11 protein-coding genes are annotated in these 13737 nt (G+C 38.4%); 2 read left to right on the forward strand and 9 right to left on the reverse strand.

All coding sequences use genetic code 11. The annotated features are described in order from the left end of the window. Positions 1–8: 8 nt before the first annotated feature. Complete coding sequence (locus Ami3637_RS00155; RefSeq protein WP_162360780.1) at positions 9–1037, reverse strand: DmpA family aminopeptidase; 1029 nt, start codon at positions 1035–1037, stop codon at positions 9–11. 17 nt (positions 1038–1054) lie between these two features. Further along, on the reverse strand, positions 1055–2443 hold the full coding sequence (locus Ami3637_RS00160) for an APC family permease (protein WP_162360781.1): 1389 nt from the start codon (positions 2441–2443) through the stop codon (positions 1055–1057). 274 nt (positions 2444–2717) lie between these two features. Here Ami3637_RS00160 and Ami3637_RS00165 point away from each other — a divergent pair, with 274 nt between their 5' ends. After that, positions 2718–4199, forward strand: a complete 1482-nt coding sequence (locus Ami3637_RS00165; protein ID WP_162360782.1) for a serine hydrolase — start codon at positions 2718–2720, stop codon at positions 4197–4199. Position 4200: 1 nt separating this feature from the next. On the opposite strand, the gene Ami3637_RS00170 is transcribed toward Ami3637_RS00165, so the two are convergent. From Ami3637_RS00170 to cuyB, 3 genes are all read right to left on the reverse strand, one after another. Further along, positions 4201–6225, reverse strand: coding sequence for a sigma-54 interaction domain-containing protein (locus Ami3637_RS00170; RefSeq protein WP_162360783.1), 2025 nt, complete (start codon positions 6223–6225; stop codon positions 4201–4203). A gap of 159 nt (positions 6226–6384) precedes the next feature. Continuing rightward, complete coding sequence (gene aspD, locus Ami3637_RS00175; RefSeq protein WP_162360784.1) at positions 6385–8028, reverse strand: aspartate 4-decarboxylase; 1644 nt, start codon at positions 8026–8028, stop codon at positions 6385–6387. Between the two features lie 80 nt (positions 8029–8108). Next, on the reverse strand, positions 8109–8843 hold the full coding sequence (gene cuyB, locus Ami3637_RS00180; protein WP_162360785.1) for a cysteate racemase: 735 nt from the start codon (positions 8841–8843) through the stop codon (positions 8109–8111). 183 nt (positions 8844–9026) lie between these two features. On the opposite strand from cuyB, the gene Ami3637_RS00185 reads away from it, so the two are divergent. Beyond that, positions 9027–9899 carry a LysR family transcriptional regulator gene (locus Ami3637_RS00185; RefSeq protein ID WP_162360786.1) on the forward strand — a complete coding sequence of 291 codons (873 nt, stop codon included), beginning with the start codon at positions 9027–9029 and terminating at the stop codon, positions 9897–9899. A 193-nt stretch (positions 9900–10092) separates the two neighbouring features. Here the strand turns inward: Ami3637_RS00185 and Ami3637_RS00190 are convergent, their stop codons facing one another. From Ami3637_RS00190 to Ami3637_RS00205, 4 genes are read right to left on the reverse strand one after another with little or no spacing between them, the layout of a single operon-like run. Next, complete coding sequence (locus tag Ami3637_RS00190) at positions 10093–10554, reverse strand: DUF1349 domain-containing protein (protein ID WP_162360787.1); 462 nt, start codon at positions 10552–10554, stop codon at positions 10093–10095. Then, on the reverse strand, positions 10518–10703 hold the full coding sequence (locus tag Ami3637_RS00195; protein ID WP_162360788.1) for a hypothetical protein: 186 nt from the start codon (positions 10701–10703) through the stop codon (positions 10518–10520). Before Ami3637_RS00195 ends, Ami3637_RS00190 begins: the two co-directional genes overlap by 37 nt. 22 nt (positions 10704–10725) lie before the next feature. Beyond that, entirely contained in the window at positions 10726–12099 is a 1374-nt protein-coding gene (locus tag Ami3637_RS00200; protein WP_162360789.1) for an APC family permease, read from the reverse strand. 33 nt (positions 12100–12132) lie between these two features. Then, positions 12133–13608 (reverse strand): aldehyde dehydrogenase family protein, encoded by a 1476-nt coding sequence (locus Ami3637_RS00205; protein ID WP_162360790.1) that lies wholly within the window; start codon positions 13606–13608, stop codon positions 12133–12135. Positions 13609–13737: the final 129 nt, after the last annotated feature.

Consider the following 13737-nt stretch of genomic DNA (forward strand, 5'->3'; position numbering starts at 1 on the left):
CATCCATCCTATAAAAATTCTTTTAAAGCAAATACTTCTTTACCTCTAATGCCCTTCACAGTCTCTGCATGATAAATGGAACTGATCACCGCTTCTTCCACCGCTTCTGCCGTTGCTTCAAATACTTTGTCTATGGCATCATCATGGAACATTTTAGTGTCAATAATATTTTTTTCACTGTAATGGGGCATTATATTGGTGTTGGAAAATGCAATTGCAATGTCTCCACTGCCGTTTCCAAGGAAGGAACCAGTCCGGCTCAAAGCTACAGTGGCTCGTTTTGCCATGCGCTTTAACTGTCTTTCATTGAGGGGTATATCTGTTGCAATGATAATAATAACAGATCCCTTTTCAGCCTTGCTTCTCGGCACAGTATGCTCTGTATCAATTCTTCGGCCATCTATCATCAGATTTCCGGACATTCCAAAATTGGACATCAGAATAGCTCCAATTGTATAGTCCTTACCATCGCAAGATACGATTCTGGAAGCAGATCCTATTCCGCCTTTGATACCCATACAAATCATGCCGGTACCGGATCCCACTGCACCTTCTTCAAATACATCCCCACAATTTTCCAATGCCTGTAACACGTTTTCCTCTGTCACATGCATTCCTCTGATGTCATTCAGTTCTCCGTCATTGCATTCTGTAACCACACAGTTTACTGTGCCTGTGGTGGTTCCTATATCCAAATTATCCTTTAACATATATTTTGTCAATGCATTCATGGCCGTTCCCACGCCAAAAGTATTGGTCATGATAATCGGTGTCTCAATATTTCCTAATTCTTCAATCTGAACCAGCCCCACACTTTTACCAAAACCATTTATCACAGAACTTCCAGCTAACACTTTTTCTTTAAAAAGATTTCCTGTATGGGGTAAAATAGCTGTAACCCCCGTATGTATATCTTTTTCTATATTTTTTAATGTCACATGCCCTACTTTTACACCAGGAACATCCGTAATCAGATTTCTCTCTCCTTTTTTAAATCTGCTTCGAATGCTCACTTCACAATCTTTAGGTAAACCCATTTCTTTTGCCTCCTCATCTATACTCTGTTTTTATCTGCCTTTAGTTTCCTGTCAAATATAAAATAAACCACTGCTCCTGTAGCCGGTACTACTAAACCAATTAGAGCGGTAAATGGATCCTCCATCAAGGTATTTAACATCAAACCAAAGAACAAAAGCGTGGAAATAATAACAGTAACCGGATATCCCCAGGCCTTATATGGACGAGGTAAATTCGGGTATCTCTTTCTGTAAACGATAACTGCTACTACGCAAAGTACGTTAAACAGCATTCCTGCAAATACTACCAAAGACGTCAGCTGATCCAGGTTTCTTAAAAGAACTAATACGATTGAGATAACTGCCTGACCAAATAAAGCGGTTGTAGGCACCTTGTACTTAGGATGTAGTTCTCCATAGCTTTTAAAGAAATGTCCTTCTTTTGCCATAGCATAGTAGTTACGTGGGAATGTAATAATCATTCCGTTTAAAGAACTGAACATAGCAATCAGCATAGTTGCAAGTACCAAGCCTCCACCGATGCCGCCAAATACACGTTTTGCTACTTCTGTCCCAAGATAGAGGTTTCCATCTCCAATCATGCTGACAATTTCTGTATGGGGAAGAACTTTATAAATTGCGAAGTTGAACAAAGTATAGATAATGGTGATAGCACCGATACCAATCAGTAATGCTCTTGGTAAGTTCTTAGCCGGTTCCTTCATCTCTTCCGCAAGAGAATTCAAGTTAGTCCAGCCTTCGTAAGCCCATAAAGTGGCAACTGTGGCAAAAGCAATCATACCAATGATTGCACTAAAGCTGGCCTCTGTTCCGTCAGCAGGCAACAGAGTCAGGTCAGGATGCTGCTGTCCCAGGAAAATAGCTGCACCAATAATAATAATGATAGGAATTAATTTTGCAACCATTGATACATTCTGTAAGATAGTACCCTGTTTTATTCCTAATGAATTATAACCTGTTAGTAAAACAATGAGTACCACAGCGATTATTTTGATTGAAACATCGGACAAATCCAAATAACCTCTCAAGGCAGTTGGCAATGCAATAGCCAAAGCAGCAATAGAGCCTGCACCGCTTAGCAGCCAGCTTGTAAAACCAAACATATATCCTACAACTGGGTGATAGGCTTCGTCTAAATAAACAACCATACCACCAGATTTTGGACTAGATGCTCCTAATTCTGCAAAGCACAAGCCTCCAAGCAAAGATACGATACCTCCAACAATCCAGCATAACAGGGCTAATCCCATGCTCATGTGAGTTCGCTCCAATACGTATGAGCCTAAATAAAAAATTCCTGAACCAATCATGATTCCACCAATGATGCTTACACCGCCAAAGAGGCCGATTTCCTTTTTAAATCCAACTTCATTGGTTGTTGCATCCAAATTACTTTTTGAACTCATAATTTTTCCTCCTTAATATTTTGTAGTCTGCGACTATATATTAAGATATTGCAAAAATAGTGCCAATTTATAATGATTGAAAAAAAGCAGAATCTGCAAGCATTATGAGCAAAAAAACTTTTTTAATCCTATTAAATCCAATTTTACACTATTTATATATGATACTATATGTAATGTTACAGTAATATTTTGATTTTCCACTGGAGGATTTTTATTGGTATAATAATTGCATTATTTTATATTAATTATTATCAATTAGGAGGTACTAATCAATATGAAAAACTGGACAGCTGTCAACGAACTGCTTATTCAACGGGAAATGGATTTCTGGAATGTGCCAGGATTATCTTTGAGTATTGTAAAAAAAGGTCATGAACCTTATACGAAAACCTTTGGCTGGAGAGACAAGGAAAATCAACTGGAGGTAATGGATACTACACTTTTTGGTGTAGCCTCCTGTTCAAAATCCATGACCTCTGCAATAATTGCCATGTTGGTTGCTTCAGGGAAACTGGACTATGATATTCCCGTCATAAACTACATTCCTGGCTTTACAATGATGGATGAAGAAGCCACTGACAGCATGACCCTTCGGGACATGCTGTGCCATAGAACAGGACTCGGTGGTCATGATGCCATATGGCCCGTCCCCAAAACATTAAAAGAATTCTCTCAGGTTTTTCCATATCTCCAACCCAGCGCTCCCTTCAGAAGCAAGCCGCAATACAGTAACATCATCTATGCTGTAATCGGTTATATTGCAGAAGCCGTGACCGGACAATCATGGGCCAGTCTGATGCAAAATTATTTGTTTGATCCATTAGGTATGACCTCGGCTAATTGTCAGGCGAAGGACATGACTGATTATGGCAATTTTGCTCATCCATACCAGGTATTAGACGGCAAACTTACCAAACTTCCCGTCTGGAATGTAGATGTAGTCGCCCCGGCAGCATCCGTTAACTGTACCGCAATAGATATGTGCAAATGGCTGTCTTTCCTGATCAATAAAGGCCGAACTGAGGACGGCACTCCATTGATTCCGGAAAATATCTTCCAAACCATGATTACCCCACAGGTAGATTTTTCAGATGATATAGGACCAGATGCAGAACTATATCCCTCAGACGGATATGCTATGGGGTGGAAAACCGGTAAATACAGAGAAAAATTAATTTGTAAGCATACGGGCAAAATCGAAGGATATACCTCTATACAAGCCTTCATGCCAGATGATGATATTGGAATCTCCCTTATGATGAACCTTCATTCCCCCACCATTGCCATCATGCATACGATTCTCTATACTCTCATGGACTCTCTGCTGAATCTTCCTTCGGTTGACTGGACCTGGAAATTCAGAGATGACAGGAAGCCTACGGCAGAGGACTATAAAGATTGCCATGTGGACATCTTTCATTCCATTTATCCAGATGCCATCCCCAATGAAATGCCGTCACAGCAACTTATGGCATCCTATAAGGCTCACTTATATGAAGGTACATACTACAACCCCGGATATGGTTTTTTAACAATAGTATCCAAGGGTGACAAGTTATATATGAAATATCGGGACATGTTTTTACCTGTAACACCTTATTGGACCGGTAACTTCCGAGTGGATAACGTAAAAGAAGATATATTCACGCTATCCATCCCACTTACCTTTATCTGCGATGAGGAACATAAAAGCATTGGCTTAAGAGTCCGTTTTGAGTCCCTGATTGATGATATTCTATTTCTTAAAAAAGATTAACTTACACCTGTTTGATATATTGGATACCCTTTTCCGTAATCTGTGCCCCGCAGCGGCCGCGCTTTATAGATATAAAGCCCTGGGATTCCAGGTCAGACAATATTGTCCGCAGTTTACCGTCACTGATTTTAATACCCTGCATATTCAGGTTTCCAATCATTGCACTGCGTCCAATCCCATGATAAACCTGGGTAGCTTTGTAGATTTCTGTTAAAACCTTTTGGCAAACAGAATTTACGTCAACAGGTGTTCTTTGGTCACCAGAATTTTTTTCCCTGGCAGAACCTGCTGGTTCAAACGAATCAGCAGCCGTTCTGCTTTTTATTTCATACAAATACTCGGGGAATTTTCCAAGTGTTTTATAGTACAGGCTGGCACTTTGAAGCTGTCTGATGTTCCCGGGCCATTGGTACTCTACCAGCAATTTTTTCTCCCTCTCCGTAACATTACTGTATGCTTTCCCAAGAAAAAACTTCAGCAGAGGTAAAATATCATCTTTTCTCTGACTTATGGATTTTAAAAATACTGGAATCACGTTTAATCTATAAAATAAATCTGCACGGAATTTTCCCTTTTGCACCGCTTCTTCTAATTTTGAATTGGTTGCTGCTATAATTCTAATATCCACGTCGATTACCTTTTCACTGCCTATCCGCATAATCTGCTTTTCCTGAATCGCCCGCAGCAGTCTCGTTTGAAGATTGGCTGAAATATCCCCTATCTCATCTAAAAACAAAGTTCCTGTATGTGCTTTTTCAAAGAACCCAAGCTTTCCGTTTTTTTGTGCTCCCGTAAAAGAACCGCCTTCATAGCCAAACAGTTCACTTTCAAGAAGAGTCTCTGGGATTGCTGCACAATTTACGGCAACAAAAGGCGCATTACTCCTGTTAGAATAATTGTGTATGGACTGGGCCATTAATTCCTTTCCGGTCCCAGATTCTCCTCTTATCAATATTGTATAATCAGTTTTTGCTACCTGCTTTGCCACATCAATACATTCTGCCATGGAATCAGACTTAAAAATAATATCCTGAAAAGTATGTTTAGCAATCAGTCCCTTTTTGGCGTTATAATTTTTTAAATTGATTTCTATGTCATGTAATATCTTTTCACTCTGCAAATTCAATAAATAGCCTATGGTCTCATCCATGAGCTTTATGGTAGTTTTTTCAAATATATAGTTTTCATCTGCCAGAACTAATGGATAATTTTTTAAATCCTCCCCTCGGATAAGTTTAGCATCAATATATTCAAAGGGAGCATTCACGTTTGTCTCAAATAGGGCATTCGCTTTCTCATTAAAATAAACCACTTCCAGATTTTCATTCAGCATAACGATAACTGCTAAAGAATTATCCACTACACGATTTAACAATTTCCCTTTTAGATAACTGTTATAATAATTATCATGATAATCCGTATTCGGTTCCACGATGGTGTGCAAATGCCTGATCAGATTTCGATTTACCACATCATTTTCCAGATCAAGCTTTCTCATTAATTTCAGCAGTGTATCAAAGCTTATTTCTCGATACCCTATATTTACTATTTTCTTAACGGTTTTAGGTACCAGGCTCTCCTCATTAGGTGTAATAGCGTATTCTATCCCCTTGTACTTTCCCCTTGCTGCTGATTCCTTGTCATATGGGATTAAATTCAAATGGCTGATACCCAGTTCATAAAGTGTATATGTGGTTTGTATGGTTGTTTCATAGGAATCATTTACAACAAGCACTTCCGTATCTTTAGGAATTTCCAGCATAGCATGAAGAAATTCTTTTCTTATACTTCTTCCTAGCAGGATCAATTTATAAAAATTTGATATATGATTTTTAAGCTGATAAATCATATCCTCATAAACCATCAGATATGCATCTGCTTCAATTTGTTCATTGGGTAACAATTCACTGATAAAATAGCTTTTTATTTCTATATACCCTTCAAATATGTGATACAGGGCATTTTCCAAATAAGTAATTACTCCCTGATTTTCTCTGTTTTTATAGATAAGTCCAATCTTTTTCATTGACATGACCTCCCAAACAATATTCTCCATTTAATTAACTATACAGGGTAAGAAAAAATAATACAACTAAAAAAGCAGCTGAGTTTGTACTACTCAGCCACCTCCATTAATTATATGTTGTATTATAATGTATGTATCTTTTCTCAAAAGCCGCCTTGCTTAACTAATTCTAAGTTTGTAATTTTCAGTCCATTCTTCTACATAACCTTCCATAACATCGTGAAGAACTTTTCCTATTTTAGAATAGGATTCGTCGCAGAGATTTGCAAGGGATATCCTTACAGACCATTCCGGCCCATTGAAACCATTTCCGTCCAGGAGCACAATTGATGAATGCTCTGCAAGCCTTATAAGTATATCTACCGTTTTATAGTTGTCCTTTAGGTATTTTGCAAAATCCTCACTGTAGTTTTGGCTTGCCCACTGAAGGAGGTCGAATTGAGTATAGTACGCTGCGCTATATTGATCTTTTTTTACCTCAAGCCCCAGCCCTTCAAACAATAGCTTCTGCCTACGGCGGCAGATATTCTTTGTAAGATTTTTGTACTTATTCTCCCTATCCGTTATGGCGAACAAAGAAAAGAAAGCCATCTGCACCTGCTGAGGTGTTGAAAGTCCTGCAGTGTGGTTAAGAGCAACCTGTCTGCTATCCGCCACTATCCTGTCTACAAACTTTATGCGGTCTGGATTAGTTGAAAGCCCGGAGTATCTTCTTCTTGCTCTCTCTTTCTTATCCTCATCCTGCTCCTTTAGAAGCTTATCAAATACATTGTCCTCATAGATAGCAATAGTTCCAAGCCTCCAGCCTGTGACTCCGAAGTATTTAGAGTAAGAATAAACCCCTATGGTGTTATACGGCAGATCCGCCATCAGAGACCTGAAGCCGTCCACAAAGGTGCTGTATACATCATCTGATATGATCATGAGGTCTGGGTTGTCCTGATCCACGATGTTTTTTAGGAGTTTAACTGATTCTGGCTTCATGGCAACCGAAGGAGGATTGCTTGGATTTACTATGCAAAGGGCCTTGATTGATTTGTCCCTAAGCTTCTCTATTTCTGAATCAGGATACTGCCATGTTCTGTTGCCTTGTTCATCCACTTCGTTTGCGGAAATATTCACCACTTCAAAGCTATACCGGGGCAGATGCGGTATCTCCAGATAAGGCGTGAACACTGGCGTCATGATAGCTATCTTATCTCCCTTTGAAAGCATGTTGTTTGCAATGAGGGAATCGAACACGTAGCACATTCCTGCGGTAGCTCCCTCAACAGCAAAGGTTCTGAACATACCTTCAAGTGGTTCATTGTAGCATAATTCCTGTATAAGGTAATCGTTCACCACCTTTTCTATATGCCTTAGCATCCTGTCAGGCATAGGATAGTTATCCCCGATTATACCGTCTGCAAGCTCGTATATCCATTCGTCCGGATCGAATCCTTTCATGGTTATTCCGTAGTTTATTATCCTCTTAAGGTGCTCTGCCCCTGGAGCGCTGCTGTTTTTGTTGATGTATTGCTTGAAACGTTGTGCAATCCCCTCCTTCTCAGGCATTCCCCCTAAGTCCCCTTCGTTCCAGACCCGTCTGCTTTCTGAAACTGCGAACTGGCCAAATGTGAAGAATGCTTCTCTAGGTGTTGCTGCTATCCAGTTAGGATTTCCCCTTCCCGCATCCAGCAGTGAGTGGGTTCCGCTCTTGTTTGACTCTGCTGCAAGACTTATTAACTTGTCTTTGAGTTCAAATGGGCTAATTTTACCATATACTTTTTCTATTTCTTCTCTTTGAAGACTCATTTTATCCATTAATATTTGCCCCCTATTATTTTTATGTAATTTTATATCTTCTAATTATCATTAATCATTTGTTGCTTATACTATAAACTTTAATCCATAGCTTTTCTTCCCACCAATTCAATTGCGCTCTGGGCTAGTATTTTAGTTGGGTCGATAAAATTGCCTTTTATATTCATCATCTGGAAAGCCACAGGCAGTTCAGTGCAGCCTAAGATTACAGTATCTACGTTCTGCAATTCCAAATAAGAAAGTATCGAATCTATATCGCCCATGTTGTATTCTGTTCGTCCAGCTTTAATGCCATATATTAAGTCACTAACTTTGTCCTGATCTGCATCATTTGGTTTTATAACTTCAATACCATACTTTTTTAATACCTTATCATAAACTCCGGACTTACAGGTTCCCGCTGTGGCTAACAATCCTATCTTACTGGCATCAGGTTTAACCTTCTTTATTTTTTTAGCAACTTCTTCAATCATATTAATAAAAGGTATACGAAGGTATTTTACTATTTCATCGTAAAAGTAATGGGCAGTATTACACGGCATTATTATGACATCAGCCCCCATCAATTCAAGTTTCATAGCTGCCTCTATCATGTATTTGGTTGGATCCTCCCCATAACCTAAAATGTAATTAGTTCTGTCAGGGATTGCAGTATAATTGTCAATCAGTATATGGATATGCTCATTATCATTCTTAGCTTCTGTAAGAATAATAATCTTATGGAAGAGATCATCAGTTGCAAGTGGCCCCATACCACCTAATATTCCAATTGTTTTATTATTCAAATGCTCATTATTAAAATTTGTATCAGACATTATTAAATCACCACCGAATTTATATTTAATTTTATTTTGAAATTATGTTAATAAGAATATGATATCGCGATTTTCAATTATTCTGATTTACAACATGATTATAGCACCGTATAATATATATGAAAAATACTATAAATATATCGAATTTATACTTTTTAAATATAAATAAGAGGAGGGATATTCATGGATATTAAACAACTCAATTATTTTCTTGCAATTATTGAAGAGGGCAGCATTACCAAAGCTGCCGAAAGACTGCACATAGCTCAGCCGCCTCTTAGCCATCAATTGAAGCTTCTTGAGGAGGAACTTGAAATAAAACTAATAGAAAGAACTACTAAAAAACTCCAGATAACAGGTGCTGGTGAACTTTTACAATATCGCGCTGAGCAAATTTTACAGTTAGTAGAAACAACTATCAACGAATTAAAAAATTATAACAAAGAATTCTTAGGTGTATTATCAGTGGGTACTGTTCCATCCTCAGGAGGAATACTTTTACCAGAATTGCTTTATTCTTTTCATGAAAAATATCCCAGCTTGAATTTTCAAATACGAGAAGGAGATACATATAGAATATTAGATATGCTGACTAAAGGAATAATAGATATTGGAATCGTTAGAACTCCATTTAATTCTGAGATCTTTGAATCAATCAGCTTACCATTTGATCCGATGATGGCTATATCCAAGGATGATTTTTACTTACAGGGAGAAAATGAATTTATATCGGTAACTAATCTTATCAATGTCCCACTAATCATAGATCGCAGATTTGAACTGATGATAGTTAGCTCGTGTAAGAAGGCAGGATTTAAACCTAGAATACTTTGTGAATGTGATGACGTCAGATCCATAATATCATGGGCAGAAACAGGGATGGGGGTTGGTATTGTACCTAAACCAGCTACTGGACTTATTTCAAACCCGAATATAATTTGCAGAGAGATTAATGAGTTATCTTTGGAAACGAGAACAACTCTGTTATGGCTTAAAGACCGACATTTATCATATATTGCAAAAGAATTTTTGCAGGTTTTTGAGGCTGTTGTATAAACTATAAACACCAGGAACTCAACTTTAGGAAGGTGCGGAGCATATCTTAAATATACATCTGTTAACCTGTTTTAAAGGCCCAAAAACGTCATTTTTTGTCCGTTTTTGAGCCTTGTTTTGTCTCTAACTTACAACTTGATTGTGGCCATCTTCTATTTTCCTTCGTTGGCCCTTTTGTTTTCCAGTAAACAGATTATTTACATTCCAATATGTCTTCTACTGATTTAACTTCATACTCCAAGAAGTCAAATTTTGAAGTGCATGCCTTCCCGGTCAGGCAAAGAGATGTGACTCCCAATTTCATCTTGTGGGAATACCTTGCCAGGTTAAAGTATCTCACTAACGGCCACGCCTTGCCATCCAAGGAATAATGCATAGCCATAAGATTTCCTTTTTTAGTTATTCTGAGATATGGAACCACATCTCCAATAATTTGCGAATCACAATCATCCGAAGTAGCCTTGTTTACTACGCTTACTATTTTTAAATCGCCATCTACCACTTCATACCCTACTCTGCACCAATTTTCATCATCTACAACCAACATAATGCATCCTGTGTCGTATTCTGATTTGAAATCTACAGAGACTCTGGTAGTACAAACAAAATCGTCATTTGTTACATAGGTGAATAGGAATGGCGCATTTTGGCACACTTCCCCCCCGGATCGTTAAAAAAATCTGTTGCTCCAGGAGCAGTTATGCTTATTTGATTATTATTCAGAATCACCCATTTCTCTGGCTTATTTTGCCAGAGAAGTGACTTATCTTCAAGTTTATCATTAATGTCATTAAAAATATTCATTATGCTTATCTCCTTTAATTTATTACATTTTCAATTCCGGTGGTAGTTTTCTGAAGAAATTCGTGGATATTGCCAAGTATATAAATCCAATAGCCACCCAACTCAGTCCAAGCATTTTTGCAGATGCTGATAGATTAAACCACAGGATCACAGATATTACCATTGCAATTAAAGGCAAAAGCATATATTTTATGATACCACTTCCGCTCCTGTTATGCTCCTTAATATAAAATTGTGCAATTACTGATGCATTAACAAAGGTAAAACCGATGAGGGCACCAAAACTTATCAAACTTGCTGCACCTATTAAATTGTCTGCATAAAACACTGCGGTAAGCCCTATCAGCGCAGAAATAATAATATTAAGTACAGGTGTCCTAAACCTTGGACTAACATAACCGAATACCTTTTTAGGCAGCATGCCGTCCCTACCCATGGCGTATAGCATTCTTGCCACAGCTGCCTGGCTTGCCACCGCACAAACTACATTTGCGAAACAATCTACATCTAGGAACAGGGCCGGCATGAAATTGGCTTTTATACGTCCCAATAATTCAAAGGCTCCTGTATCCGGATTTTCCATTGAACTCCACGCTGCTGGCCATGCCAACTGTGATATATAGGATGTAACAATGAATAACAACCCTGCAATCAAACATGTCAATATGAGTGCTTTTGGAATATCCTTGTCAGGATTTACGGATTCCTCTGCCACCAAAGTAATGGCATCAAATCCCATGAAACCTACTATTAATATTGCAGCCCCTCGGGCTAATGCATTTACACTTGCCAAATCTGTATCCAACACACTCTTCATATGTATTAGTGTACCTTCCCCTCCACCTCCCATAACAAACTTTGCACAAAGGATAATGAAAAGCAATACGAATCCAGTAGTCAGTATGGTAATTACAAAGTCGACCTTCGCTGCAAATTCTATACCTATGATATTAATGGCAGATACTACAATTATGCAAATCACAATCCACCATGCAACAGATACGGAAGGAAAAAACTTGTTCATATACAATCCAAAATACAGATAACTTATCATAGGGCACAATAAATAATCTAATACCATTGCCCAGCCTACGATAAATCCCAGGTGAGGATTCATTGTTTTCTGCACATATGTGTACACAGAGCCTGCTACAGGATACGCCCTGGCCATCTTTCCATAACTATATGCAGTAAGAATTACTACTGCTGTGGTTATTATGTAAGCAAATGTCATCATACCTTTTGTCAATTCAGTTACAATACCATAATTGTTAAAAACGGATGTGGGCACAAGATATGATAATCCGAAAAAAATCAAATACCTTAGCTTAAGTACTCTTTTCAAGCCCACTTCTTCTCCGAGATTATCGGATACTTGATTTACATTTTCATTCATGGTTATTAAACCTCCTCAAAACACGCCAGTAGTCTATTTGATTTCAAAGAAATGTGCTGGTTCTAGTGTAGTACTTATATTAACTTGTTTAATTTTCGTATACCCTTCAAGTCCCAATAGTCCCATTTCTTCTCCTATTCCACTTTGTTTTAAAGCCGAGCAAGGAGCTTCATTTATCTCTGTAAAGTAATTATTTACGTATATCTTTCCTGCTTCTACAGCTCTGGACATTCGTAACACTCTCCCATTGTCATTGGTAAAAATTCCTGCCGCCAAGCCATACACGGTAGAATTGGCCAGTTTAATTGCATCCTCCTCAGAATAAAATTTCTGTACCGTCAAAACTGGTCCAAATATTTCTTCCTGAACAATTTTCATATCATTTGTAACATCAGTAAATACTGTTGGCTCAACGAAGAATCCCTTTTCATAGCCTGTAACGCAAGCTCTTCTTCCACCGCATACAATTCTGGCCCCTTCGTTCTTCCCTTCCTCAATGAACTCAAGAACCTTTTTCATGTGGTCTTCAGAAACTAATGGCCCCATCATGGTGCCTTCGTCAAGTCCTGAACCCAATTTGATTGTCTTCACATAACCGAGAAATCGTTCTAAAAATTCGTCGTATATGCTATCCTGCAGCAACATCCTGGACCCTGCCGTACAAGTTTGGCCTGCACCCATAAATATAGATAACCCCGCATAATCCAATGCAGTATCCATATCTGCGTCTTCAAACACGATAAACGGTGATTTACCTCCAAGTTCCAATGATAAAGGCTTAAAATTACTTTCTGCGCTGGCCTTCATCACTTCACGCCCTATTTTTGTGCTCCCAATGAATACGACTTTATCGATATTGTGACTATGGGTAATTGCATTTCCTATAACACTGCTTTTTCCAAGCAGTAAATTTGCAGCACCCTTTGGCACGCCAGCCTCTTCAAAAATTTCAAACAGTGCTATAGCTGTTAAGGGTGTAATTTCTGAAGGTTTACATACAATGGTATTGCCTGCTGCAAGTGCCTGTGAAGTATACTCAGCCATAATATAAAATGGGTAATTCCATGGCACAATGATTCCACATACTCCCAAAGGTTCTCTTATAGTCATAACGTGTAACCCCTTTTTATAATCAAAGGTCTGCCCGCTTATAAATCCTGTCATTCCAGCCATTGATTTAAAAAACTCGGCTCCTAACTCCACATCAAATCTGGAATCTACCAGAGTTTTCCCTTGGTTCAAAGTCTCCAGGCGACTTATTTCCTCACTTTTTTCATGGATCAGCTCTGCTATTCGCAGTAACACTTTACTTCTATCTCCTGGAGCCATGTTCTTCCATTCACCTTCATCAGATGATTGAAGCTTTGCACACTGTATAGCTCTGTCCACATCCATTTCAGATGCACAAGAAACCGTATCGATTTCTTCTCCTGTAGCCGGATTAATAATTTGGGTGACCTGGCTTGAATGCCCATTTACCCATTTTCCTGCTATAAACATTTTTTTCATAGTAGACCTACTTCCTTTCCACTAATTGATTTTTAATAGTTACAGTTTTTTACTGACAATGCATCCTTATTCGTACCTATTGTTTCAGCTGCTTTTTATTAAGTATAATAATAAACCCCGAAGTAACTT

Source organism: Aminipila terrae, from assembly GCF_010120715.1.
GTDB classification, from domain to species: Bacteria; Bacillota; Clostridia; order Peptostreptococcales; family Anaerovoracaceae; genus Aminipila; species Aminipila terrae.